29 protein-coding genes and 1 tRNA gene are annotated in these 25,031 nt (G+C 62.7%); 29 read left to right on the top strand and 1 reads right to left on the bottom strand.

The features are described from left to right. Nucleotides 1-108 precede the first annotated feature (108 nt). Complete coding sequence (locus tag ACQKOE_RS15120) at nucleotides 109-471, top strand: hypothetical protein (RefSeq protein WP_427513546.1); 363 nt, start codon at nucleotides 109-111, stop codon at nucleotides 469-471. After that, the gene (locus ACQKOE_RS15115; RefSeq protein ID WP_427513545.1) at nucleotides 468-692 is read left to right on the top strand and encodes a hypothetical protein; all 225 of its coding nucleotides are present in this window, start codon (nucleotides 468-470) and stop codon (nucleotides 690-692) included. The genes ACQKOE_RS15120 and ACQKOE_RS15115 overlap by 4 nt, the downstream gene beginning before the upstream one ends. 1 nt (nucleotide 693) lies before the next feature. Here the strand turns inward: ACQKOE_RS15115 and ACQKOE_RS15110 are convergent. Continuing rightward, nucleotides 694-770: transfer RNA gene (locus ACQKOE_RS15110), tRNA-Ile, on the bottom strand. Between the two features lie 93 nt (nucleotides 771-863). Here ACQKOE_RS15110 and ACQKOE_RS15105 point away from each other — a divergent pair. The 27 genes from ACQKOE_RS15105 (at nucleotide 864) to ACQKOE_RS14975 (ending at nucleotide 25,031) form a co-directional block, all read left to right on the top strand. Then, the gene (locus tag ACQKOE_RS15105) at nucleotides 864-2,981 is read left to right on the top strand and encodes a DNA methyltransferase (RefSeq protein ID WP_427513544.1); all 2,118 of its coding nucleotides are present in this window, start codon (nucleotides 864-866) and stop codon (nucleotides 2,979-2,981) included. Further along, nucleotides 2,978-3,460, top strand: a complete 483-nt coding sequence (locus tag ACQKOE_RS15100; RefSeq protein ID WP_427513543.1) for a phage terminase small subunit P27 family — start codon at nucleotides 2,978-2,980, stop codon at nucleotides 3,458-3,460. Before ACQKOE_RS15105 ends, ACQKOE_RS15100 begins: the two co-directional genes overlap by 4 nt. A 7-nt stretch (nucleotides 3,461-3,467) precedes the next feature. After that, a complete protein-coding gene (locus ACQKOE_RS15095) occupies nucleotides 3,468-5,210 on the top strand; it encodes a terminase large subunit (protein ID WP_427513542.1) in 1,743 nt (580 codons plus the stop codon). After that, a complete protein-coding gene (locus ACQKOE_RS15090; protein WP_427513541.1) occupies nucleotides 5,207-6,466 on the top strand; it encodes a phage portal protein in 1,260 nt (419 codons plus the stop codon). The genes ACQKOE_RS15095 and ACQKOE_RS15090 overlap by 4 nt, the downstream gene beginning before the upstream one ends. Continuing rightward, on the top strand, nucleotides 6,463-7,122 hold the full coding sequence (locus ACQKOE_RS15085; RefSeq protein WP_427513540.1) for an HK97 family phage prohead protease: 660 nt from the start codon (nucleotides 6,463-6,465) through the stop codon (nucleotides 7,120-7,122). The genes ACQKOE_RS15090 and ACQKOE_RS15085 overlap by 4 nt, the downstream gene beginning before the upstream one ends. A 23-nt stretch (nucleotides 7,123-7,145) precedes the next feature. Then, nucleotides 7,146-8,411 (top strand): phage major capsid protein, encoded by a 1,266-nt coding sequence (locus tag ACQKOE_RS15080; protein WP_427513539.1) that lies wholly within the window; start codon nucleotides 7,146-7,148, stop codon nucleotides 8,409-8,411. 54 nt (nucleotides 8,412-8,465) lie between these two features. Beyond that, the gene (locus ACQKOE_RS15075; RefSeq protein ID WP_427513538.1) at nucleotides 8,466-8,666 is read left to right on the top strand and encodes a hypothetical protein; all 201 of its coding nucleotides are present in this window, start codon (nucleotides 8,466-8,468) and stop codon (nucleotides 8,664-8,666) included. After that, nucleotides 8,666-9,208, top strand: coding sequence for a head-tail connector protein (locus ACQKOE_RS15070; protein ID WP_427513537.1), 543 nt, complete (start codon nucleotides 8,666-8,668; stop codon nucleotides 9,206-9,208). The genes ACQKOE_RS15075 and ACQKOE_RS15070 overlap by 1 nt, the downstream gene beginning before the upstream one ends. Further along, nucleotides 9,193-9,546: a head-tail adaptor protein gene (locus tag ACQKOE_RS15065; protein WP_427513536.1), complete on the top strand. Its 354-nt coding sequence runs from the start codon at nucleotides 9,193-9,195 to the stop codon at nucleotides 9,544-9,546. Before ACQKOE_RS15070 ends, ACQKOE_RS15065 begins: the two co-directional genes overlap by 16 nt. Beyond that, a complete protein-coding gene (locus ACQKOE_RS15060) occupies nucleotides 9,543-10,106 on the top strand; it encodes an HK97-gp10 family putative phage morphogenesis protein (protein WP_427513535.1) in 564 nt (187 codons plus the stop codon). The genes ACQKOE_RS15065 and ACQKOE_RS15060 overlap by 4 nt, the downstream gene beginning before the upstream one ends. Further along, a complete protein-coding gene (locus ACQKOE_RS15055) occupies nucleotides 10,103-10,507 on the top strand; it encodes a DUF3168 domain-containing protein (RefSeq protein WP_427513534.1) in 405 nt (134 codons plus the stop codon). Before ACQKOE_RS15060 ends, ACQKOE_RS15055 begins: the two co-directional genes overlap by 4 nt. Before the next feature lie 27 nt (nucleotides 10,508-10,534). Then, nucleotides 10,535-10,996, top strand: coding sequence for a hypothetical protein (locus tag ACQKOE_RS15050; RefSeq protein WP_069309497.1), 462 nt, complete (start codon nucleotides 10,535-10,537; stop codon nucleotides 10,994-10,996). Between the two features lie 27 nt (nucleotides 10,997-11,023). Beyond that, nucleotides 11,024-11,440, top strand: coding sequence for a hypothetical protein (locus ACQKOE_RS15045; RefSeq protein WP_324075481.1), 417 nt, complete (start codon nucleotides 11,024-11,026; stop codon nucleotides 11,438-11,440). A gap of 107 nt (nucleotides 11,441-11,547) precedes the next feature. Further along, a complete protein-coding gene (locus tag ACQKOE_RS15040; protein ID WP_427513533.1) occupies nucleotides 11,548-11,895 on the top strand; it encodes a phage tail assembly chaperone in 348 nt (115 codons plus the stop codon). Further along, nucleotides 11,892-16,019: a phage tail length tape measure family protein gene (locus ACQKOE_RS15035; RefSeq protein WP_427513532.1), complete on the top strand. Its 4,128-nt coding sequence runs from the start codon at nucleotides 11,892-11,894 to the stop codon at nucleotides 16,017-16,019. The genes ACQKOE_RS15040 and ACQKOE_RS15035 overlap by 4 nt, the downstream gene beginning before the upstream one ends. Then, complete coding sequence (locus ACQKOE_RS15030) at nucleotides 16,016-16,909, top strand: hypothetical protein (protein WP_427513531.1); 894 nt, start codon at nucleotides 16,016-16,018, stop codon at nucleotides 16,907-16,909. The genes ACQKOE_RS15035 and ACQKOE_RS15030 overlap by 4 nt, the downstream gene beginning before the upstream one ends. 21 nt (nucleotides 16,910-16,930) lie before the next feature. Next, the gene (locus ACQKOE_RS15025; RefSeq protein WP_427513530.1) at nucleotides 16,931-18,019 is read left to right on the top strand and encodes a hypothetical protein; all 1,089 of its coding nucleotides are present in this window, start codon (nucleotides 16,931-16,933) and stop codon (nucleotides 18,017-18,019) included. Further along, a complete protein-coding gene (locus ACQKOE_RS15020) occupies nucleotides 18,019-18,927 on the top strand; it encodes a hypothetical protein (protein ID WP_427513529.1) in 909 nt (302 codons plus the stop codon). The genes ACQKOE_RS15025 and ACQKOE_RS15020 overlap by 1 nt, the downstream gene beginning before the upstream one ends. A 13-nt stretch (nucleotides 18,928-18,940) precedes the next feature. After that, nucleotides 18,941-19,522: a hypothetical protein gene (locus ACQKOE_RS15015; protein ID WP_427513528.1), complete on the top strand. Its 582-nt coding sequence runs from the start codon at nucleotides 18,941-18,943 to the stop codon at nucleotides 19,520-19,522. A gap of 8 nt (nucleotides 19,523-19,530) precedes the next feature. Further along, complete coding sequence (locus ACQKOE_RS15010) at nucleotides 19,531-19,746, top strand: hypothetical protein (protein ID WP_427513527.1); 216 nt, start codon at nucleotides 19,531-19,533, stop codon at nucleotides 19,744-19,746. 21 nt (nucleotides 19,747-19,767) lie between these two features. Then, nucleotides 19,768-20,304 (top strand): TIGR02594 family protein, encoded by a 537-nt coding sequence (locus ACQKOE_RS15005; protein WP_427513526.1) that lies wholly within the window; start codon nucleotides 19,768-19,770, stop codon nucleotides 20,302-20,304. 82 nt (nucleotides 20,305-20,386) lie between these two features. Next, nucleotides 20,387-20,581 (top strand): hypothetical protein, encoded by a 195-nt coding sequence (locus tag ACQKOE_RS15000; RefSeq protein WP_427513525.1) that lies wholly within the window; start codon nucleotides 20,387-20,389, stop codon nucleotides 20,579-20,581. 68 nt (nucleotides 20,582-20,649) lie between these two features. Then, the gene (locus ACQKOE_RS14995; protein ID WP_109799525.1) at nucleotides 20,650-20,961 is read left to right on the top strand and encodes a hypothetical protein; all 312 of its coding nucleotides are present in this window, start codon (nucleotides 20,650-20,652) and stop codon (nucleotides 20,959-20,961) included. Further along, on the top strand, nucleotides 20,958-21,242 hold the full coding sequence (locus tag ACQKOE_RS14990) for a hypothetical protein (protein ID WP_427513524.1): 285 nt from the start codon (nucleotides 20,958-20,960) through the stop codon (nucleotides 21,240-21,242). Before ACQKOE_RS14995 ends, ACQKOE_RS14990 begins: the two co-directional genes overlap by 4 nt. After that, a complete protein-coding gene (locus tag ACQKOE_RS14985) occupies nucleotides 21,242-22,783 on the top strand; it encodes a hypothetical protein (protein ID WP_427513523.1) in 1,542 nt (513 codons plus the stop codon). Before ACQKOE_RS14990 ends, ACQKOE_RS14985 begins: the two co-directional genes overlap by 1 nt. Continuing rightward, nucleotides 22,783-23,643: a tail fiber domain-containing protein gene (locus ACQKOE_RS14980; RefSeq protein ID WP_427513522.1), complete on the top strand. Its 861-nt coding sequence runs from the start codon at nucleotides 22,783-22,785 to the stop codon at nucleotides 23,641-23,643. The genes ACQKOE_RS14985 and ACQKOE_RS14980 overlap by 1 nt, the downstream gene beginning before the upstream one ends. Next, entirely contained in the window at nucleotides 23,640-25,031 is a 1,392-nt protein-coding gene (locus ACQKOE_RS14975; protein ID WP_427513521.1) for a hypothetical protein, read from the top strand. The genes ACQKOE_RS14980 and ACQKOE_RS14975 overlap by 4 nt, the downstream gene beginning before the upstream one ends.

The following is a 25,031-nucleotide window of genomic DNA, read 5'->3' as shown; positions in this document are numbered from 1 at the left end:
AACTCGGACCGGGGGTCAGATCGCAAAAAGTCGATGTTTTCCATCGAATTGACTGGATAGTCGCCGCGATAAGAGCGGTAGTCGCTTCACGAACACGGAGCGATGCAGATGACCAACTCGACCCTGCCAACTGCCAACCAAGCCTGGGGCTTCTACAGCACCAGCAGCGCCTTCGCGGATGCCGATGCAGCCTGGGCCATTGCCTTCCCGGCGATTACCAAGGTCACGGTGGGCAGCGCGGAAGGGGTGCGGGATTTCCTTGATAGCCGCCACGGCCGGCACTTTGCCGACGATGTGCACAATGGCATTCACACCGGGCTTGGCCTTGAGGCCGCCATTGACGCCGCCATCACCCGCTGGATGGGCTGGAAGATCGACCGCAACACCGCGCGGGAACATGGCATTCCAAAGGGCCTGCCTTATCTGACCGGCTTTGTCGGCCTTTACGAAATCATGGCAGAGGCAGAATGAGCGCGGGCATCACCAGCACCATCCGCCTTGCGATCAGCACGCTGCCGGAGAACTTCGACGGCAGCCGGATTGTCGCGGTGATGGAGACGATCGAACAGGAACTCTACGAGGGCGGCGTTTACGCCAGCGCGACCGCAGACAGCATGACGATCGAGATCACGGTCCAGACCGGCCAGTTGCTCGACGCAGCGAAGGTGCTGAGCGAGCTCGAACTTATTTGATTGGTGGGCCCGGCAGGACTTGAACCCGCGACCTAGCCGTTATGAGCGGCCAGCTCTAACCAACTGAGCTACAGGCCCCACCTCCAACGCCCATAGCGGCTTTCCAACATCGCAAACAAGTGCCGCAAGCCCTTCCGGGCTCCTGCGGCCAAGCCCGTTTCAAGGACATCTATGGATCAGAACTGGCCGGCCCAGAGCAGCGAGCTTTGGCCGATAGAGAAGATCACGCCCTATGCGCGCAACTCCCGCACGCACTCGGACGAACAGGTCGCGCAGATCGCAGCCTCGATCCGCGAATGGGGCTGGACCAACCCGATCCTCGTTGATGAAGACGGCGGCCTGATCGCTGGTCACGGCCGACTACTGGCTGCCCGCAAGCTGGGCCTGACCCAGATCCCGACTATGGTCGCCAAGGGCTGGAGCGAGGCTCAAAAGAAGGCCTATGTCATCGCCGACAACAAGCTGGCGCTGAACGCCGGCTGGGACCTCGAGCTGCTCGCCGTCGAACTGGGCGATCTGCAGGGCTTCGATTTCGACCTGATGCTGACCGGCTTCTCGGACGACGAGCTGTCGAAGCTGCTGGCCGAGAAGACCGAGGGCAACACCGACCCGGACGAAATCCCCGAAGCGCCGATCGACCCCATCGCCAAACCCGGCGATGTCTGGCTGCTCGGCAAGCACCGGCTGGTCTGCGGCGACAGCACCGATGCCGACACCGTCGCCAAGGCGCTGAACGGGGTCTCACCCCACCTGATGGTCACCGATCCGCCCTACGGCGTGGAGTATGATCCCGCCTGGCGCGAAAAGGCCGGCGTTGCCGCTTCAGGCACTGCCAAGGGCAAGGTGCTGAACGACGACAAGGCCGACTGGCGAGAAGCTTGGGCGCTGTTTCCGGGAGACGTCGCCTATGTCTGGCATGCTGGACTCTATGCCGGTGTAGTGGGCGACAGCCTGGCTGCCTCCGATCTGATGCTTCGCTCCCAGATCATCTGGGACAAGGGTCAGCTCGTGCTCTCGCGCGGCGACTACCATTGGGAGCATGAGCCCTGCCAACCTGCCGGGACCATGGTGCAGAAAGTCATCGCACGCGGTGCGGGCTCACAGCCTGCCCAAATTGCAGAAGTCCCGATCGAAACGCTGCAAGCCGGTGATTACGTCGTATCCTACAACTCTTATTCCAGCGTGGTTTTGCGGCGCGGTCGCGAAATCACTCGGTTCGGTAAGCGGCAGTTTGATGGGCTGATGCACACCATATCTGCCGGAGGGCGCGCGACGCAGGCAACCCCGGAGCATCAGTTCTCTGTGCGTCTGAACCCGGGCGCAGCGGATAAGAATGTCGTCTATCTTATGCGCCGGGGCAATTGGTGGCGGGTCGGCCGGGTCAGGCTGTTCAACAGCCGCGGCTTTGGCCTTGCCACCCGGATCGCCGATAACAAGGCCGAAGAGGCCTGGATTGTTTCCGTCCATGACACCACGACCGATGCGCAATGTGCCGAGCAAGTCCTGTCCTGCAAATATGGAATTCCGACGACCCATTGGGAAATCGATGATTGGGCTCAGTCACAGGAAAGCCAGCGTTCTCGGGCCCAGATTGCAGGAATATACTCCAGCTTGAACCTGAGCGCCCTTGAAGCTCGGGCGACCTTGCTGCTGCGGGACAATCGGCTCAAACGTGAGCAGCCGCTGATCCGTAGTGGTGAGCGGTTGATGTTTTCGCGCAAGTCCACGCGCCGCATTCGGGCCTGCAATCTGTTCGCAGGAATCATGCAGATTCCGATGCCGACATCGGGTGACGATTTCGATTGGGTTACGCTCACCGGAAACGATGCCACCCCATTCAGCGGTATGGTCTACTCCATGGATGTCGAGGGCGATCAGCACTACGTCGCTGACGGCCTGATAACCCATAACTGCTGGTATGCCGTCAAGAAGGGCGCGAAGGGTCACTGGGCCGGTGACCGCAAGCAGACCACCGTCTGGCATATCGCCAAGCCCAAGAAGAACGAGACGGGTCACGGAACGCAAAAGCCAGTCGAGTGCATGAAGCGCCCGATCGAGAATAATTCCAGCCCGGGACAAGCGGTCTATGAGCCGTTTTCTGGTTCGGGCACTACCATCATTGCTGGTGAGATGACCGGCCGCGTTGTCCACGCCATCGAGCTGAATCCCGCTTACATCGATGTTGCCGTGAAGCGCTGGCAGGATTTTACGGGCAAAGCTGCGACCCTCGAGGGTGACGGCCGGACCTTTGACGAGATTGCAGGCGGGAGAATAGCTGAGGCTGCATGATTACCGGCAGGAAGCCGAAGCCCACGCAGCTGAAGCTTGTCACCTCCAACCCCGGCAAACGGCAGGTCAACCGCAAGGAGGCGAAAGCCAAAGCCGCGATCCCGGCGCCGCCTGCGCATCTCAATGCAGATGCGGTAGAAGAATGGAACCGGGTCGCAACCGAGCTCTACAACCTCGGGATCCTCTCGGAGATCGATCGGGCGGCGCTCGCTGCCTACGCCATGGCCTATGGCCGCTGGGTCCAGGCCGAACGCGCGATCGCGAAGATGGCCGAGAAGGATCAACTGACCGGCGGCCTCATGATCAAGACATCGAACGGCAACGCAATCCAAAACCCGCTGGTGGGCACCGCCAACAAGGCGGCGGCGGACATGATGCGTTACGCCGCAGAATTCGGGATGACGCCGAGTGCCAGAAGCAGGATCGCGGCCCAGCCGCCAGAAGAAGGCACGGACCCCGCCGACCGCTTCTTCGCCTGACCGGACATTGGCCTATGCCAAGGCTGTGGTCACGGGCGAAATTGTCGCCGGACCGCATGTGCGGAATGCCTGTCAGAGGCACATCGCGGACCTGAAGCGCAAGGATGGCATCTGGTTCGACCAGGATGCTGCCAACCACGCCTTCGCCTTTTTCGAGGAGGTGTTGAAACTTTCCGAAGGGCAGTTCGAAGGTCAGCCGTTCGAGCTCCAGCCAAGCCAGGCGTTCATCGTCGGCTCGCTGTTCGGCTGGAAGCGCAAGGACGGGCGCCGCCGCTTTCGCCGCGCTTACATCGAACAGGGCAAAGGCAACGGCAAATCGCCGGTCGCGGGCGGCATCGGCATCTACGGGATGACGGCCTGTCAGGAAGCTGGCGCGCAGATCTATGCAGCAGCGGCCAAGAAGGAGCAGGCCAACATCCTGTTCCGCGACGCGGTGCGAATGGTCCGGCAATCGCCGGCGCTGGCGCGGCGGCTGGAGTTCTCTGGCGGTCCGGGGCGCGAGTTCAACATCGCGCATCTGGCTTCGGGCAGCTTTTTCCGCCCGGTGTCGCGCGACACGGGCAAAACCGGTTCAGGCCCGCGGCCGTACTTTGTGCTTGCGGACGAGGTCCACGAGCTTCCGGATCGCTCGATCATCGAGATGCTGGAGCGCGGCTTCAAGTTCCGCCGCGAACCGCTGCTGTTCATGATCACCAATTCGGGCTCCGACCGCAATTCGGTCGCATGGGAGGAACACGAACACGCGATCCGGGTGGCGGCTGGCAATCCCGATGCGGTGACCGACCCGACCTTCTTGGGCCAGGTCCTCGACGACACGACATTCAGCTATGTTTGCGCCCTCGACGAGGGCGACGACCCGCTGACCGACCCCGGCTGCTGGATCAAGGCGAACCCACTGCTCGGCGTCACGATCACCGAGCAATATCTCTCGGAAGTGGTGGCGCAGGCCAAAGCCATCCCGGGACAATTGAACGGGATCCTGCGGCTTCACTTCTGTGTGTGGACCGATGCCGAAACCGCCTGGATGGCGCGCTCGACGCTGGAACCGTTGCTCGCAGAGTTCGAACCCAAGGCCGGTGGTTCCATCTGGCTTGGGCTCGACCTCAGCCAGAACCGGGATTTGACCGCTCTGGCTGCGGTCCAGCGCAATGGCGAGAAGGACGGCAAGCCCTGCTTTGACGCGTGGGTCGAAGTCTGGACGCCGGGAGATACGCTTGCCGCACGCGTACTGCGGGACAAGCAGCCCTACGACCTCTGGGTCGCGGACGGATTTCTGAACGCACCGGCCGGCGAGAACATCAGCTTTCGCCATGTGGCGCAGGCGCTCGCCGAGATGGCCTCGGATTTCCGGATCGAGGCCGTGGCCTATGACCGTTATGCGTTCCGGCGGTTCGAGGAAGAGGTCGCCGAACTCGGGCTGGACCTCGCCTTTGTTGAACACCCGCAGGGCGGCACCAAGCGGGCCAAGCCTGCGGGCGAGATGAGCGAAGGCCTGTGGATGCCGGGCTCGCTCCGGCATCTGGAAGAACTGATCCTTGAGGGCCGCATCCGGCTCAGACGCAATCCGGTCCTCATCTCGGCAATGATGTCGGCGGTCACCGAGACCGACCGCTGGGACAATAAGTGGCTCTCCAAGCAGCGAGCCATCAACAAGATCGACGCAGCCGTCGCGCTGTGCATGGCAGTAGGGGCAGCGATGGCAGGCGACACCTCCGGCACCATCGACGACTGGCTGAAGAGCCTCGCATGAACCTAATTCAAAAAGCGATCGGCTACCTCGCGCGCTCGATCGGCCTCACGGATCCACGGCTGGTGCAGGCTGCAGGCGGCCGCACAACCACGACCGGTGAACTGGTCTCTACCAGCTCAGTGCTGGGGCTCGCCTCGGCCTGGGCCTGCGTCAATCTGCTCGCCGGCACGATCGCCTCGCTCCCGCTCATGGTCTACCGGACCAAAGGCGGCGCGCGGACGGTCGCTACCGACCATCCGCTCTACCGGATCCTGCACGACAGCCCCAACGCCGACCAGACCGCGGTCGACTTCTGGGAATTCATTTGCGCCTCGATTGAACTGAGCGGCAACGCCTATGCCGAGATCATCCGGGGCAGCAATGGCCGGGTGGTGGCGCTCAGCGTCCCCATCGCGCCCGAGCTGATGACGGTGCGACGCCTGCGCGACGGCAGCCTCGAGTATGAGTGGTCCGACAATGGCGTCCGCTCGATCGTCGGCCAGGACAACATGCTCCACATCCGGGGCTTTGGCGGCAACCCGCTGGGCGGTCTTTCCACCCTCAGCTTCGGCCGCCAGACCTTCGGATTGGCGCAAGCCATCGAGCGCGCCTCCGGTGACACCTTCCGCAACGGGGTCCGGCCTTCGGGCCTGCTCAAGACGGCCGACAGCCTGACCCTCGACCAGCGCAAACAGGCCGAGGAACTGCTGCAGGAGAAATTTGCCGGCGCGATCAACGCGGGGCGGCCGATGCTGCTCGACCGGGGCATGGACTGGGTCCAGCTTTCGATCAGCCCGGAAGATGCACAGATGCTCCAGAGCCGGTCCTTCTCGGTCGAGGAAGTTTGCCGCTTCTTTGGCGTTCCGCCCTTCATGGTCGGCCATACCGAGAAGACCACCAGCTGGGGCACTGGCCTTGAGCAGCAGACGCTGGGGTTCCAGAAGTTCACGCTACGTCGGCGTCTGAAGCGCATCGAACAGGCTCTTGCCAAACAGCTGCTGTCCCCTGCCGACCGTCAGGCCGGCCTCGTCATTGAATTCAACCTAGAAGGCCTGCTGCGAGGCGACAGCGGCGCGCGGGCCTCCTTCTACCAGCAGATGCTCAGCAATGGCGTGATGACCATCAACGAGGTCCGCGCCCTTGAAAACTTGCCGCCCGTGGAAGGCGGCGATGTCCCCCGCATGCAGATGCAGAATGTCCCCATCACGCAGGCCGGTGCACCTGCCGGAATCCTGCCGCCAACCGGAGCGATTGCCCCATCGGAGCCCCTTAAATGAAACATCTCACCCTGACCCTCAAATCCAGTGACCTTCAGGACACCGGGCAGTTCGAGGGCTACGCCTCGACCTTCGGCAATGTCGACCAGGGCGGCGATCTCATTGAACCGGGCGCTTTCCGGGAGAGCGTCGCCAAGGCCCGCGCCGAAGGCTGGGGCATCCCGATGCTCTGGCAACACGACCAGCGCGAACCGATCGGCGTCTGGCGTGACATCTTCGAGGATGACCGCGGCCTGTTCGTGCGCGGGCAATTGATCCTCGACGGCGATCCAGTCGCCCAGCGCGCATACGGCAAGTTGAAGCACGGTGCGCTTGGCGGCCTGTCGATCGGCTACACCATCCCCAAGGGCGGTGCCGCTCCCGACCCTTACAAGGCCGGCGTCCTGCGGCTCAAGAAGATCGATCTTCGCGAAATCAGCCTTGTCACCATGCCCATGAATACCGAGGCCAAGGTGACGGCAGTCAAGACTTTGACGGACGGCCAGATCCTGCCGTCGCTCCCCGATTTTGAGAATTTCCTGCGCGAGGCAGGGTTCTCGAAAAGCCAGGCCACCGCAATCGCGGGCAAGGGCCTCAAGTCACTGCTCCGGAGTGAGTCCGGCAGTGAGACAACCACCGACTTTCTGTCGGCACTCGCCGCGCAAATTCGCGGCTGACCCTCACTCCACGGAGCTACCCCATGACCGATACCAAGAGCGCCGAGCAGCTTGCCGGCGAAGTGAAGGCTGCGTTCGACGCACAGCAACAGGCCGTAAAAAAGGACTTCGACACCCGTCACGACGAGGTCAAGGCGCTCGCCGAGGAAGCCCTCGGCAAGGCTGCCAAGGGCGAAGAACTCTCAGCGTCCACCAAGCAGCTGGCCGATGAGGCGCTGACTGCGCTCAATGAAGCCAAGGCCCGCCTCGATGAGGTCGAGCAAAAACTCGCCCGCAAGAAGCAGGACGACGAACGCGTTGCCCCGCGCTCACTGGGGGAACAAGTGGTCACCAATGAGGCAATCCAGCCGTTCCTGAACAGCAAGACCGCGCGCGGCCGGGCCAGTGTCGAGGTCAAGGCGATCATTTCTGCCCTCACGAACGATGCCAATGGCTCAGCCGGCGACCTAATTTTGCCCGATCGTCAGCCGGGGATCATCGCACCCAATCAGCGCCGCCTGACGGTCCGCGACCTGCTAACCCCGGGCCGCACCAACAGCAATGCGGTGCAGTATGTGAAGGAAACCGGCTTCACCAATGCGGCCGCCACCGTCTCAGAAACGGCTGGCGCCACCAAGCCGCAAACCGACATCAAGTTCGATGTCGTGACCAGCAGCGTCACTACGATCGCCCACTGGGTTCTCGCCACCCGCCAGATCCTCGACGATGTGCCGATGCTGCAGTCCTACATCGACGGCCGCCTGACATATGGCCTGGCGCTCGTTGAAGAGAACCAGCTGCTCAACGGCGGGGGTACCGGCACCGATCTGCACGGCGTCTACACCCAGGCGACCGCCTTTGCGCCGCCGATCACCATCCCGGCGCCTGTCACCCGGATCGATGTCCTGCGCCTCGCCATGCTGCAGACGGCTCTATCCGAGCTGATGTCGACGGGCGTCGTTCTGCACCCGTCTGACTGGGCAGCGATCGAACTGCTTAAGGACACGACCGGCCAGTTCATCATCGGCAATCCGCAGGGCAACCTATCGCCGACGCTGTGGGGGCAGCCGGTAGTGGCAACGCAGTCAATGGCGACGGGCAAGTTCCTGACCGGCGCCTTCCAACTCGGCGCGCAGATCTTCGACCGCATGGACGCCATGGTCGAGATCTCGACCGAGGACGACCAGAACTTCCGCAAGAACCTGGTGACGGTCCTGGCCGAAGAGCGCCTCGCGCTCGCGGTCTACCGCCCGGAGGCCTTCGTGAAGGGCGATTTCGCGGCTGCTGCCACTGCGGCAACGGCTGCGTGATGATGCAGGGGCCGGCTCGTTCCGGCCCCTCTCATCCAACGGAAGGGATAATCCATGATCCTCAAAGCCCTTGATACCCTGCACATCAGCTCGGTCAGTTCCAACAACATCCTGGCTGGCCAGAGCTTCGAGCTCGACGATCATTTTGGCCGACAGCTGATCGAACGCGGGCTTGCGATTGAGGTCGGCGGGAGTGAACCTGCACCTGCGGTCACGCGCAAATCCGGCTCCACGCACCGCACCAAGGCGCAGTAATGTCCGAGATCGTCACGATCGAGCCACCCCAGGATCGCGCCGTGACGCTTGAGGAAGCGCGTCAGCAATTGCGCCTTGATGGCCGCGATGAGGACCTGTTGCTCGGCGCAAAATTGGACGCCGCCCAAGCCGAACTCGAACAGCAGACCGGCCTGAAGCTGTGCGAACAGACCATCGAATTGCAGCTGGAAGACTGGCTGGACGAGATCACCGTGCCTATCCGGCCCTGCTTGGTGGCCGAGATCCGCTACACTGCCACGAGCGGGGCAACGGTGACCCTCCCAGAGACGGACTTCGTCGCCCGCCGCCGGCACGGGTTCACCCGCATCCGCCCGGCATCCGGCAAATCTTGGCCTGAGCTGGGCGTGGACGGTCTCGTCCAGATCACTCTGTCAGCCGGATTTGATGAGAACGACGCTGACCTGGCGATCGCTCGCGCTGCAATCCTGGTCAAAACCGCCTCCCTGTTCGAAAACCGCGAAGGTGCAGCCTGTCTCGCCTTCGACACGTTGGTGGGTCAGCTCAAATGTCGCTGGATCTAGCCTCGAAGCTCGACACAAGGATCCGGATTGAGTGCAAGGCCGTCACGCACGACCCGCACTATGGCACCGCGCAGGTCACTTGGACCGAGTTCGCCTGCGTCTGGGCCGAGGTTAAGGACATTCTCCCCTCCAAGGCCGAGCGCCTGGCCGACAGCATCCAGATTGGTCGCCGTCCTGCCCGGATCCGCATCCGATATCTGCCTGGCATCTCCGCAGATATGCGGGTCATCATCGATACACGCGTCCACCAGATCATTTCCGGCCCGGCAACACTGGGGCGGCGGGAGGCCATGGAGTTCATGGTCGAGGAACATTCGAGCGAAGGAGCCGCACCATGACGATACGGCTCAAGGGCGGCCCTGAACTGCTGCGTCTGCTCGATGAACTGCCCAAAAACCTCGAGCGCAACGTCATCAGGGGTGGCCTTCGGGCCGGCGCCAAGGTGATCCAGCAGCAGGCCAAGGCCAATGTCCCGGTGAAGACCGGACAATTGAAGCGCGCGATCGGGATTGGCACCCGAACCGACGGCGCCAAGCTCTCGTCTTACGTCAAACTGCGAGGGAAAGGCTCCTATCTTGGCCTGTTCATTGAATATGGGGTCGCACCTCACCTGATCTCGGTTTCCGAGGCGGACAAGCCGGTGCGTGATACCCGGCGTAGCCCGCGCAAAGTCAGTATCGGCACAATCAACAAGATGGTGAAGCGCGGCAGCCTCAAAATTGGCGAGAACTTCGTCGGGCCCACGGTCATGCACCCGGGTCACGCCGCAAAACCCTTCCTGCGCCCAGCGCTTGACCAGAAAGCCGAGGAAGCGGTGAATGCCATGGGCTCCTACATCGCCCACCGCGTCCAGATCGGTAACCTGAAGGCACCGACCCTCGAGGTCGATGACGAATGAACGGTGTTATTGCGGTCCGCTCGCTCCTGGTGGCTGACACCGGGGTGACGTCGCTTGTCCCCGTTGCGCGGATCGCCGCTGGGATGCTGCCGCAGGGCACGGACTTGCCGGCGATATCGCTGATGTCGGTCAGCAGCGTCGACCGCAACGTTCCGGCTCCGGGCGCGAAACGCCGCGTCACCGAGCGCGTGCAGGTCACCGTTCTGGCCCGGACCTACCCCGAAGTGAAAGCCATTATCGCAGCCGTCCGCCAGGCGGCGGCCGACCAGATGCCCACCATCGATGGGCTCTTTGACGTGACCGTCCACACAGATTCCGCCGGACCAGACTTCCTCGACGAGGAGACCGGCATCCACATGCAGACGCAGGATTTTCGCGTCTCATTCAACGAGGCGCGCTGAGCCTCACCTTCATAAGGACCCATTGCCATGACCGTTCGGACTTCCGCCGGCACCACTTTGAAGGTGTCGGCCTCTACCCCTGCGACTTTTGACGCCACCGGCTACAATGCGCTCACCATGACCGTGGTCGGCGAAGTCTCCGATCTTGGCGAGTTCGGCCGCGAGTTCAACCTCGTTACCTTCAATCCCGTAGGCAGTCGCGGCGTCGTTAAAAAGAAGGGCAGCTTCAACCAGGGCACGATGCAGATCCAACTCGGCCTCGACACTGATGATGCCGGCCAGATCCTGCTGAAATCCGCCTCGCTCTCGGACGCTGATCACAGCTTCCTGGTCACAACCCAGAACGGCGACAAGTACTATTTCCAGGCGCAAGTCATGAGCTTCAAGGTCAATGTCGGTTCGGTCGATCAGATCACCACCGCCACCGTGACCCTCGAACTCACCACCAATTCCGCCGGTGTGGGCATTGTCGAAGTCCTCGCGCCCTGATCCCTAACACCCTGACGGAGATACTCCATGTTTGACATCACGACCCTCGCTGCCACCGATACCTCGACTGTTGAACTCGTCGGCGGCGACGATGCCCCGCTCTTCGACGAGAAGGGCAAGCGCCTCTCGATCACAGTCTACGGCCCAGGCTCCAAGGTCTATCAGCGCGCCCAGGCCCGCCAGCAGAACCAGCTGATGGACAAGATCAAGAAGCGCGGGAAGATGGACCAGTCGGCCGAGGAGAAGCTCGCCGAACAGGCTGATTTTCTGGCTGCCTGCACGGTCAGCTTCAACGGCTTCACCTATCCGCCCGCCGACGGGCTCGAAGGCCAGGAACTGTTTCGCAAGGCCTATGCCGATCCATCGATCGGGTTCATCGCCACGCAGGTCGCCGCTCACATCAATGACTGGGCAAATTTTACGAAGAGCTCGGCCGAGAGCTGAGCCTTTACGTCCGGCAACTGGCGTGGCTGGGCACGGCGCCCAAGCCGCGCACTACCAAACAAATCAAACCCGACACCGATGCTGAACCGCTGACCCGGCTGCAGCGGATGGCCATCGACGACCTTGCTCCGGACTTTCCCACCATCCGCACCCCTTGGGTGATCGACTGGCTCATGGAAGTCGGCCCCACCGATCCCGGCGCGATGGGCGCAGTCCCCATTTCATGGGCCACGATTGGCCAGTGGCAGCACTGCATGTGCCTTGACCTGCCTCCTTGGCTGGCCCGGCTCCTGCGGCGCCTGTCGATGGAGTTCGTCGCAGAAACCGTCCGCGCCCGCGAGCCTGATTGCCCGCCGCCATGGACCGCCACGTCCGTCCTCAACCGTGATGAAGTCTCCCGGAAAGTGACCAATGCCTTCCGGGCACTGATGATGTCGAAGGAGCCCAGCACGTGAAAGCAGGCACCCTCGAAATTGAAATGATCACCAACGTCGCCCGGCTCCAAAAGGAGATGGCCGACATGAAGCGCACAGTGGCAGGCGCGATGGGCGATATGGCCGACAGCGCCTCGCGTGCAGACAGGGCGCTCAATGCGGTCGGTGGCGGCGGTGTCACGCGCATGGGCGGCTCGGCCAAGCTCGCCGGGCATCACGTCCAGAACCTCGTTTATCAGATCAACGACATGGTGGTCGGGCTGTTCTCCGGGCAGAAACCCATGACCGTGTTCATGCAGCAGGGCAGCCAGATCGGACAAATCGCGATGCAGGCCGGTGTCGGCATCGGCGGCATGGCCCGGGCGCTGCTGGGGCTCGCAGCCAGTGCGGCAGCGGCGGCATTGACCAACCCCTATCTTCTGGCAGCCGCTGCGGCCGCTGCACTCGCGTTCGGCGCGTTCAAGCTGTTCCAGTCGAGCGTCAAACAGACGGGCGAGCTCAACCGCTATGCGCAAAGCCTCGGTCTCACCAAGAAGGAAATGGAAAAGCTGGGCCCAGTCGGGATCACCGTCGGCGACACCATGAAGGGGCTGTGGAAGACCGTCTCGGATGGGCTGAACCTGGGCACCGTATTCTCGACCCTCAAAGATTGGGCAGTCACGGCCTTCGAAGCGGTGCTGACTGCTGGCAAATATGCGGTCGCCATTCTCTATGCAGGCTGGGTTGGCGGGTTCAATGCGATCCGCGTGACTTGGGCTGCACTACCCGGCGTTATCGGCGAAGCCGCCGTGGGCGCCGCTAATCTGGCAATCAGCGGGATCGAGTATCTGGCCAACAAGGCAATCGCTGCCCTCAACTGGCTCGCCGAATGGGTAAACCCGGTGCTCGACCGAGTGGGCCTTGCCACCATCACCCGGATCGAGAGCGTGGCTCTACCGCGGATGGAAAACAGCTTTGCCGGTTCGACCGCGCGTATGGGCGCCCAGGTCCGCGACGAGTTTGCATCTGCCTTTGGTGATGCGATGAGCATGATGGACGCCTTTTCAGCGCGCTGGCGGGAAAACAGCATCGCTGCTGCCAAGGCCCGGCTTGCCGCCAAGGCGGAAGAGATCCGCGGCGACAGCACTGACCGTGCCAGCAGCGCCAAAGGCCCCAAGGAAACTGAAGCCGAACGCGCGCTCCAGGCCGCCCGGGACTTTGCCGCCAACCTCGCGCTCGAGACCGCCAAGATCGGCAAGACCCCGATCGAGATCAAGCGGATGGAAGTCGCCATGGCAGCGCTCAAGGCGCCGACAGACGAAGCGCGCATTGCCATTCTGGAAGCCGGTGAAGCCTGGGAACAGGCGACGCGCGCTTTCGCGACCTCTGAGTTCCTGCGCCAGACGGTCGGCCCGCTTGAACAGCAGATCGCTCTGCTCGGCCAATCGGCTCGCGCTCAGGCACTCGCCAATCTTGAGGCCGAGCGCGAACAGATCGTGCTCGAGCGCGGGGCCGAAGCCTGGGAGCGGTATCGGGCCGCACGCATTCGGCTGATGGAAGCAGACTTTGCACAAAGCGGTCAGGAACAGTTCCTCCAAAGCCTGGAGGACATGGTCTCAGCGACGGAAGCCGCAGCCCAGAACATGGCTGATGCCTTTGGCTCCGTTGGCGGGGCAATTGGCGCGATTACGGTCGAGATTACCCGTTTTGCCTCGGCGCAGGTGGCTGCAGCCCAGCGCGTGGCCGAGGCTGAACGCGAGTATGGACGCACCTCGTTTCAGTATGCGGATGCGCGAGCCGCGCAGGCATCGGCTGAGATCAATCACTATGGCAATCTCGCCTCGGCCGCGAAGGGCTTCTTCAAGGAAGGCTCGGACGGCTACAAGGTGCTGCTGGCGGCCGAGAAGGTGTTCCGTGCCTTTGAACTGGCGATCGCGATCAAGAATGCGGCGGTTAAGATCGGCCTCATTGGCGCGCAGACGGCGGCGAAGGTCACGAGCGACACCGCCATGGCGGCCTCCGACACTGCGCGCGCCGGTGTCGAACAGGGCAACTCGATCATTACCACCGGCATCAAGGCGGTGGAGGCCGTGGTCAACGCCATCCGCTCGCTGCCGTTCCCGCTCAACATTGCGGCCGGCGCCATCACGGCCGGCGTCATTGCCTCGCTCGGTGTCGCGATCAGCGGTGCCTTTGGCGGTTCGCCAAAACTGCCGGCTGCCAATGATGGCACCGGCACCGTGTTCGGAGATAGCGCGGCAAGATCCGAGAGCATTGCTAAAGCCATCGATCATCTGCGCGAGGTGGACACACTAACCATGCGCTACTCCGCCGCCATGCTGGCTTCCTTGCGCAACATCGAGGCCAACATCGGCGGGCTCACCAATCTCATTATCCGAACCAATGGTGCTGAAGCTTCCGCTGCTGGCGTGAACACCGGCTACCAATCCACGGGCGTTACCGGCCTCATTGGCAAGGGTCTGGAAGGCGTCGGCGGCGTTCTGAGCAAGATCCCCATCATCGGCGGCATTCTGGGCGGTCTGGTCGGGCTCGTCGGCAAAGCGTTCGGCGCACTGTTCGGCAACAAGACTACGATCACCGGCCAGGGCATCTTCGGTCGCGGCCAGTCGCTGGCAGAGATCCTCTCCGGCGGGTTTGACGCGAGCTATTACAGCGACGTCAAGAAGACCAAGAAGTTCCTCGGGATCAGCATGGGCTCGAGTTACTCGACCCAATATTCTGCCGCTGATGCTGAGCTCGAACGCCAGTTCGCGCTGATCTTTTCCGGCTTCTATGATGCGATCTCGGCCGCAGCCGGGCCGCTGGGCTTGTCGCTGAGCGAGGTCCAATCCCGCTTGCAGGGCTTTGTCGTCAACATCGGCAAGATCGATCTGAAAGGCCTGACCGGCGCTGAAATCCAGGAAAAGCTGACCGCTGTCTTTGGCGCAGCGGCCGACAATCTTGCTAAGTACGCGATCCCAGGGCTCGAGCAATTCCAGAAGGTCGGCGAAGGCTATTTCGAGACGCTGATCCGGGTTGCATCGAGCGTCGAGGCGGTGAGTTCCTCGCTCAACCTGCTCGGCACCTCGGTCGAGGATCTGAGCCTTGCGGCAAAGATGAGCCTGCTCGACCTGTTCGGCTCGGCCAGCGATATGACCTCGGCGACGGGCGAGTATTTTGCCCTCTACTACACCAAGGCCGAGCAGGCCTCGGCCCAGACCGCGCAGATGGCCCGGGTGTTCGAGAGCCTGGGGCTTCAGCTGCCGGAGGGCATCGCAGGCTTTCGGGCTCTGGTCGAAGCGCAGGACCTGACCACCGAGGCTGGCCGCGCGGCCTATGTTACCCTGATCCAGCTAGCGCCCGCCTTTGCCGAGCTCATTGGCGCGGCCCAGGACGCAGCCAGTGCAGCCGCGATTGCCGACGAGCGTCTGTCGCTCGAACGTCAGCTGCTAGAGGTTCAGGGCAATACCGCGGCGCTGCGGGCGCTCGATCTTGCCCAGCTTGATGAAAGCAACCGCGCACTGCAGCAGCAGATATGGGCACTGCAGGACCAGCGAAAGGCAGCCGACGAGGCTGCCGCCGCGGCCGAAAAACTGCGGTCGGCCTGGGAGAGCATTACCGATAGCCTGCTGTCCGAGGTTGCCCGCATCCGTGGGAGCATGGGCAGCGGAACCAAGACCTACGCCCAGGCTCTGTCGGATTTCAACGCTGCCACTCTTGCTGCCCGGGCCGGTGATCAGGAGGCGGCCAAGTCACTGCCTGGGCTCAGCCAAAGCCTGCTGAACGTGGCGGCTGATGCTGCCACCTCGGCACAGGAACTTGCGCGCATTCAGGGCCAGACCGCTGCCAGCCTCGAGCAGACCGTCGCGATCATCAACGGGGTGGCCGGGTTGCCAACGGACACGGCAATGGCAGCCGCATCGAGCACACCGACCTGGTGGGAACAGTTCGCTTCCAATCAATCGGCGACAGCGTCGTTGCCAGCAAACGACAGCGCCACGGTGCTGGTTGACGGGCTCGCCGCGCTCCGTCAGGAGCTTGCTGACCTGCGCGATGAACAGCGGATTGCTTCGGCTACGATTGCATCAGGCACCAGCAAGACGGCCCGCATCCTCGAACGGGTGACGCCAGACGGCGATGCCGTAGCCGTGAGAACGGCAGCATGAAACTGATCCGGCCGACCACACTGACCGATGCCATGCTGACCAGCAGCACGGCCCCGGAGAACGACCACCCGGTCTGGGCATCCGGGACAGCCTATGCGGTAGGCGCCAAGGTGATCGTGACGGCAACCCACCGGCGCTATGAAGCACTGGTAGCATCGACCAGCGTGAACCCCACGAGCGATCCGACCAAGTGGCTCGATCTGGGGCCGACCAACCGCTGGGCCATGTTCGATGACCGTGTGGGCACTGCCACGACCCGGGCCGGAAGCCTACAGGTTGTCCTGACGCCGGGTGCAACCGACGGGGTTGCACTCATCGATACCGATGCGGAGAGCGCGACCGTGTCGCTCACGGTTTCGGGCACGCAGCTCTATTCGAAAACCCAGAGTTTCAATGTCGGCGGCACAGCCATCGACAACTGGTTTTCCTGGTTCTTCGAGCCTGTTGGACGCAAGTCGAGCCTGCTGTTCCTCGATATCCCGGTCTACGAAGCCGGCGTCATCACCGTCACTATGACGCGCGACAACCCGGCTGACCTCGTTTCCTGCGGCGCGCTCTTGTTCGGCCGGCAGTTCACGATCGGCGAGACCGAGCACGGCGCCGACATCGGCATCATCGACTATTCGAGGAAAGAGACCGACCAGTTCGGTGTCACGTCAGTAGTCGAGCGCGCCTTCGCCAAGCGGATGACCGCGCGGGTGGTCATGCCGACCAGCGCCATCGACGATGTGGCCCGCAATCTTGCAGCGCTCCGCGCCTCGCCGGTCCTTTGGATTGGTTCTGAAAGCTTCGAGAGCCTTACCGTCTACGGCTTCTACAAAGAGTTCTCGATCGACCTTGCCTACCCGACCGTCAGCTACTGCAGCCTGACCATCGAAGGGCTCACTTGATCCACCCCGAGGGGTAATTTCATGCCTATCACAGCACTGCCCACGCCGCCGTCCCGGACGGATGCGGCGAACTTCTCTGCGCGCGCGGATGCTTTCCTCGGCGCGCTGCCAACCTTCGGCACTGAGGCCAATGCCCTGGCGGTCGAGGTCAATGGCTACGCAACCAATGCTGCTGCCAGTGCGGCGACAGCCGTCAATGCGCCCGGCACCAGCGCCACCAGCACGACCTCGCTTGCCATCGGCACCGGCTCCAAATCGCTGACAGTCCAGACCGGAAAAGCCTTCGTCGTGGGCCAATGGGTAACCATCACCAGCACGGCCACGCCTGCCAACTGGATGCATGGGCAGATTACGGCCTACACCAGCGGCACCGGTGCGCTCGTCGTCAATGTCGCCATGGTGGGTGGCAGCGGCACGATTGCCTCCTGGACTGTAGCGCTCTCCGCGCCGTCGGTTTCCGGCAATGCCGTGCTCACCACCAGCACCTATGCTGATCCCGCCTGGCTGACCTCGCTGGCCGGCTCCAAGATTACGGGCACGGTGGCCATTGCCAATGGCGGGACCGGTGCAGCCGATGCCGCTACCGCCCGCAGCAATCTCGGCCTTGCCATCGGCAGCGATGTACAAGGCTACAGCGCCAATCTCGCTTCCTGGTCAGGCAGGTCAGTTCCCTCAGGTGCAGTCGTAGGCACGACAGATAGCCAGACGCTTTCCAACAAGACGATCTCGGGTGCAGCCACCGGCTCCACCGTGAATGATGCCGGCGGCTCGGCATGGTCGATCGGTTTTCGCGAAGTACCCCAGAATGCACAGAGCGCGTCCTACCAGCTGGTCGCGGCCGACAACGGCAAGCACATCTACTCGCTGAATTCTGCTGCGCAGACCATTACTGTGCCCCCCAACGGCACGGTCGGCTTCCCGCTCGGAACGACCATCACCATCATCAATAATGGCGGTTCAGCCATCACCATCGCCCAAGGCTCCGGCGTTACGCTTTGCCAGGCCGGCACCACCAGCACTGGCAACCGGACGCTCGCCGTGCGTGGGCTCGCAACGCTGATCAAGGTCGAGACCAACGTCTGGTTTGTCTCCGGTACTGGGATCAGCTGATGTCGGGCGTACTTGGAGTACTGCTCGGATCGGGCAGCGACGAGCGGCAGATCGATCTGCCCGTCAGCTATTACTCGTGGGGCGACAAATACAGCGCTGGCGAGCAGTTTGGCGCTGATGCCGGCTATTTCACATCGCTTGTGGGTGGCGCCTTCACGCCGGCAAACTGGCAGGGTCGCAACATCCGCGCGATTGCCCATGAGTATGATTTCTACGCTGCGACGTCGCGCACGCTGATCGGTCTCGACGGATACGGTGTGACGCCCGAACCCAGCCGTTTGCGCATCAACGGTACGGTCTATCCATTAAGCACGGGCTCGGTTTCCTGGGTGACTTACGTCACCGGGATCACCTTCAGTCCATCGCCAACCAACACCATCAACTGGACTTCGCATGGGCTTGCCGTTGGCGATCCGGTCCAGTTCTATTGCAGCGGCGGCATGCCCAGCGGGCTGACGGCGTTCATCATCTACTATGTCCAGTCGGTGGTCAGTGCGAGCGCATTCAAGATCGCGGCCACTCCGGGCGGCGCGGCGCTCAGCTTCACCGGCTCCGGCTCTGGCACACGCTACGGCTACAAGGATCCGATCACGGCTTATCAGGCCAACGGCACGCTAAGCGGCAATGTTTTTGCGAGCATGCTGCCGCGCGCCGCTACCATCACGATCGCTACTCCGGCGACCGTCACTTCTGCAGGCCACGGCCTGACAAACGGAAAGCGTGTCCAGTTCACGACCTCCGGGGTGCTTCCAAGCGGGATCTTCGCCAACACAACCTACTTCGTCGTCAACGCCGCGACCGACACGTTCAACCTTTCCGCCACTCTGGGTGGCGCCGCAATCAGCACGTCGGGCGGCCAGTCCGGCAGCCATGCTGTGCGCGAGGTCGTCTCGGTCACGGTCAGCTAGAGGAAAACACAACATGCAGGCAGATCGCCGGCCGACGGTCACCGACGAGGTGATTGCGATCAACGACGACCTCGAGATCAACTACGGGGTGTTCAAGAACGACTTCACCTTTCGTCGGCCAGCAAACTCGTGGAGGCTCTGGCCGATGCTGGGCTTCGTGCCGCCCCGGCTCAATGCCACCATCGCTGAGATGTACCAGGCAGGCGTTGCCTGGACCCTTTGCGAGCATGTCTCGATCTGCATCAACGGATCGGCCGACTACGTGTTCGAAGGCCCTGACGGTCCGATTATCCAGACCTGGACTCCGGGCTGCCACAACGTCGAGAATGGCGGTGGCTATCTCCCGGCAGGTGAATTCACCCGGCATTTCCACGACGACTTCACGCTGTGCTGCGTGGTGCAGAAGTTAAAGCGGACGCCGGGTGTTCAGTACCGGTTCGAGGTTCTCACCGAGCCTCGCGTGCTCACGCAAGCCGCGCTGTTCATCCACTACGCCACCGGCCCACGCCAGCGCCAGACCGACTTCAATCCAACGCCGGGCTACGCTGTCGATCTTGCGCCCGGTGACATCGCCATCATCTGCTCGATCCGCTGAGACCTGCCATGCCCGAACAAGACCCCGCCGTGGAAATGGCGCTCATCCGTGCTGACCTCGAAGCCATGCAGACCGAACTCAAGGCCGTGCGCAAGGAACTCAAAGACCTGCTCGACGCCTGGAACACGGCAACGGGTGTGGTCCGCTTCGTCAAATGGCTCTCTACCCTGGTTGCCGCGATCGCGGTGATCACCGCTGCCTTCAAGGGCTTTTCCGGCCGCTAACCTCCCACAGGAGAAACTTCCATGAACCCTCTGCCGCCGGCCTATGGCTGGCTCGATGAACTGCGCCCATTGCCCCGGATGCTGGAAGAAGCGCGCAAGCTTTACGGCATCTTTGAAGTAGCCGGGCCAGCCAGCAATCCGCTGATCCTCGAATGGGCCAAGGAGGTCGGGCTTGCCCGGACCTATCTTGAGGATGGCATTCCCTGGTGCGGCCTGTTCATGGCGGTGGTCGCCAAACGGGGCGGCAAGCCAATCGTCGAAGGTCCGCTCTGGGCGCGCAACTGGGCAAAGTTCGGCAAGGCCGCTGACAAAGCCCAGCTTGGCGATGTGCTGGTGTTTCGCCGCGGCCAGGGATCTGGCCATGTCGGGCTCTATGTCGGCGAGGATTACGGCGCCTACCATGTGCTTGGCGGCAACCAGTCTGATGGCGTGACCATCACCCGGATTGCCAAAGACCGCTGCATTGCTGTGCGCCGGCCGGCCTATCGCAAGGCGCCAGCGACCGCGAAGCCGGTCCAACTGGCTGCAACCGGGACTCTGTCCACCAACGAGGCCTGATCAGGCCACGACCAATCCGCTGCCCCTTTGCGCAGCCGGACAACCGCCCGCCTTCTGGCGGGTTTTCTTTTGGAGAACTGACATGGAAGACTTGAAGCCCTGGTGGACATCGAAAGCCATCTGGACGGGGATCATCGGCAGCATCTGGGGTATTGCTGGCGCGATCGGCATTTTGCCGGAAGGTCTCAGCCAGACGGACGTGCTGACCGTCGTCCTGGCGCTGACCGGCATTGGCGGGGTCCTGTTCCGCAAGACGGCAACCACCCGGATTGGCTGAACCCGAGACCTTCACCCAGCAGGCGGAGGCTTTGGCCTCCGCCACCCTCCTTTCCCACAGGTGAAGGCATGACCAGGCTGACCATCCGCCGCGGCGGCACCAAGCGCGTGCGCGCCACCTTCTTTGCCGACCAAGGCGCCGGAATTGCTCGCGATCTCTCCGGTCTCGCGCTCATGGTCATTGACCAGAGCCCGAACATTGCACCGCCCGCGCTTGCTATTCTGCCGCCGGCAACGGGCGGCCAGATCGAGGTGCTGTGGACCGATGAGCAGACTGCGCCGCTGAAGTCGGGCGCTGGGCGGGTCTGGCTGACGCTTGGTTTCGAGAACGACAGCGGGGAGCGTGAGGTCCTGCCGACACTCACGTTTGATGTCGAATGACGGCCACGCTGCAGATCATCGAGGCGGTTCAGACCATCCTCGTCGAGAGCGACGGCGTCAGCATAACCCTCGAGGTCTCAAACGCCGGGATCTCAGGTCCACGCGGGTTTACCGGACCTCAGGGCCCACCAGGTCCGCCCGGGCCGCTCAGCGCATTGACGGACTTGTCCGACGTGGCCTTGGCCGCACCCGAGGGCGGCGACGTCCTCACCTACTCATCCCCCACCAACACATGGATCAACGAGAAAGCGGCCAGACTGGTCGACGGAGGTAATTTCTGATGGCCAATACCCTGCGTATCAAGCGCCGGGCCGCAGGCGGTGCGGCCGGGGCTCCGGCATCGCTCGCCAATGCCGAGCTCGCATTCAACGAGCAGGACAACACACTCTACTACGGCACCGGCACCGGGGGTGCTGGCGGAACAGCGACCTCGGTCATCGCCATCGGCGGCCCGGGCGCCTTCTTCGGGCTCTCGGGCGACCAGACCGTCGCTGGGATCAAGACCTTCTCGAGCACGATTGTAGGTTCGATCTCGGGCAATGCTGGCACTGCAACCGCGCTGGCAACGGCGCGCGCGCTCGGCCTGTCCGGCGATGTGACCGGCACAGCCTCGTTCAATGGCACCGCCAATGCGACCATTACCGCAACCTTGGCGAACAGCGGCGTCACCGCTGGCTCCTATGGTTCTGCCACGCAAGTCGGTCAGGTCACGGTCGATGCGAAAGGCCGGGTAACAGCCGCCAGCAATGTCGCGATTACATTCCCGGTGACTTCGGTGGCTGGTCGTACCGGTGCCATCACTCTCTCCACCAGCGACGTCGCCGAAGGCACCAACCTCTACTTCACCGATGCCCGGGTGCGCGCCAACCGGCTCGACCAGTTGGCTGCACCTACGGCTGCAGTGGATTTCAACAGCCAGCGCATCACAGGCCTTTCTGACCCGACAGCTGCCCAAGACGCAGCCACCAAGAACTACGTCGATCTGACCGTTCAGGGGCTCGATCCCAAGGCTTCAGTGAAAGCCGCATCGACTGCCAATATTGCCTCGCTGTCAGGCACAATGACGATCGACGGCGTGGCGCTAGTGGCAGGCGACCGCGTGCTGGTGAAGGACCAGACTACGCTATCCCAGAACGGCGTCTATGTCGTTGCCTCGGGCGCATGGGCGCGCGCGATCGATCTCTCGACCTGGGACGAGCATGTCTCGGCTTACCTGTTTGTCGAGCAGGGTACCGTGAATGCCGACGTGGGCTACCTTTGCACGGTTGATGCGGGCGGCACACTGGGCACAACCGCCATCACCTTCGTCCAGTTCAATGGCGCGGGTCAGATCGTTGCCGGCAATGGCCTCACCAAGACCGGCAACACGATCGACGTGGGGGCCGGCACAGGGATTGCTGTGGCCGCTGACGCTGTCGCACTGACCGGTCAGGCGCTGGCACTCCACAACCTTGGCACCAACGGGATTATCGCCCGCACGGCCGCTGGGACTGTGGCAGCGCGCACGCTTACGGCCGGTTCGACCAAGATCGCAGTCACCAATGGCGATGGTGTGGCGGGCAACCCAACTGTCGATGTCAACGAAGCCAACCTGACGCTGGGCAATATCGGCGGTACGCTCGGCGTGGCCAAAGGTGGCTCGGGGGCCACCACGCTGACCGGCTACCTCAAGGGCAACGGCACGGCGGCGTTCACGGCATCCGCGACCATTCCCAATACTGACATTTCTGGCCTTGGCACCATGTCGACGCAGGCAGCGAGCAACGTCGCCATCACCGGTGGCTCGATTGATGGCGTGACGCTGGATGGTGGAACCTTCTGATGCCGAGCACCATCCTGCTCAAACGATCGTCGACCGCCTCCAGCGTGCCTGCGGCGGCATTGCTGCAGTCGGGCGAACTCGCCGTCAATCTGGCTGACCAGAAGCTCTATTCGAAGACTGCGGGCGGCACCGTCGTTCAGGTGGGCTTTGGCAATCTGACCTCTGCGATGGTGACGACCGCGCTCGGCTTCACGCCCTACAATTCGACTAACCCGAGCGGCTACGTCACGGCCAGTGGGTCGATCACCGGTTCCTCAGGATCCTGCACCGGCAATGCCGCGACAGCGACCAGGTGGGCGACTGGGCGCACCATTGCCCTGACCGGCGATGTGACCGGCACAAGCACGGCATTCGATGGATCCGCTGCCCTGTCGTTTGCGGCAACGCTGGCCAACAGCGGCGTAACGGCAGGCACCTATTCCAAGGTCACAGTTGATGCGAAAGGCCGGGTGACAACGGGCGCAACGCTCGTTTCTGCGGACGTAACCGGCGCGTTGGGCTTTACGCCTGCCAACAAGGCGGGTGACAGCTTTACCGGCAGCATTTCCGTGTCTGGCTCGATTACCGCGACCGGCGATATCACGGCCTATTCCGACGCCCGCCTGAAGACTGACATCGAGACGATCACTGGCGCGCTGGACAGGGTCCGGAAACTGCGTGGGGTTACCTTTAGTCGGCGCGACACAGGCAATCGCGGCGTTGGTCTTATCGCCCAGGAGCTGGCAGCCATTGTGCCCGAGGCGGTCATGACCCATGAGGATGGCCTGCTGTCTGTCGCCTATGGCAATCTAGTCGGCGTGCTGATCGAGGCCGTGAAGGACCTGGCCGACAAGGTCGAGCGCCTCGAGGCCCAACCATGACGCTGCAGAGTTCGGGGCCGATCTCGCTTGGCAACGTCGCATTGGAACTGGGACGGGCATCGACCACCACGACTTCGCTCGGCGAGGCGGCAGTCCGCACACTGGCTGGTGTCGCATCAGGGCCGATCTCGCTTTCCAACCTCTACGGTAAGTCGAACGAGAGCTTTTGGTATGCGACCTTTGGCTCGACCGTTGTCAATTTCCTTATCCTGGGCACTGACAGCAGCGGCAACATCTACGCCAGCGCCACGAGCGCGGTCTTCAAATGGAACCGTGACGGCGCGCTCATCTGGGCACAAAATGTCTCCGGGCCTTTCATCAACGGCGGTTGGATCGATGCCAGTGGCAATGTCTACCTTGCCGGGGCCTACTACTCGAGCAACTACTATGGCTGGCTGGCCAAGCTCGATACCTCAGGAACCCTGCAATGGCAGCGCAGCCTCAACGGCTCGGGCCAAGAGATCTGGTACAATGCGGCGGTCGATGCGTCCGGCAGCGTCTATGTGGCCGGCTATTCAACATCGAGCGGTGGCTCCGGAAATGCCGACGCGCTGATTGCCAAATACAACAGCGCCGGCACCCTGCTGTGGCAGCGCTCGATTGGCGGATCCGGCAACGAATATGCCAGCCAGATGGCGCTGAGCCCGGACGGCAGCCTGCTGGTCCTTTCGGGCAACACCTCGACGTCAACAGCGGGCAACATCGATGCCTTGATCACCGTCATCAGCACCGCCACCCCCTCTGTGAGCTGGCAGCGCTCGATCGGGAGTACTGGCTATGATTACGGCTATGGCGTTGCGATAGACAGCAGCAACAACATCTACTGGCTCGCAGGCATCAACGGCACGCTGAGCCTGCTCAAGATCAGTTCTGGCGCCGTGATCCAGTGGCAGCTGTCCCTGCCTTCCAGCTACGGCAGTGGTTCGGTGAACCTCGGGCCCGACGGCAGCCTCCGGGTTTTTGCGCCAGTCTATGCCGGGGCGGACATCTATCAGTTTTCAACCGACGGCACCTTGCTGCTGTCCCGCTCTATCAGCCTCGACACGAGCAATGGCGCGAACTCTTTTAGCATCACGGGTCTGGCGGTTAGCTCAACGGCAATGGTGTTTTCCATCTACACCATGATGGATTTCTCGCCCTACGGGTACATGGATCTGTGCGGCGCCATCTTCAAAGTGCCAATCGACGGATCAAAGACCGGCACCTGGTCAGTGGCCGGTGCCTCGACCCAAGGCGTAACCTACAGCGCCTCATCCCCCAGTATCGGCAACACCTTCTGGTCTCTGACCTTCCGCAGCTTCTCGTTGCTGAGCCGCGCTCTGACCGCGGGCACCCCAGCCTACAGCTTTGCGATCGGGTCCTACACCAACACCACGACCGGGATTTGA

Origin of the sequence: Novosphingobium sp. NPDC080210, assembly GCF_050281025.1 — a bacterium.
In the GTDB taxonomy this organism is placed as follows: Bacteria; Pseudomonadota; Alphaproteobacteria; order Sphingomonadales; family Sphingomonadaceae; genus Novosphingobium.
This window is presented reverse-complemented; position numbering and strand designations above follow the sequence as displayed.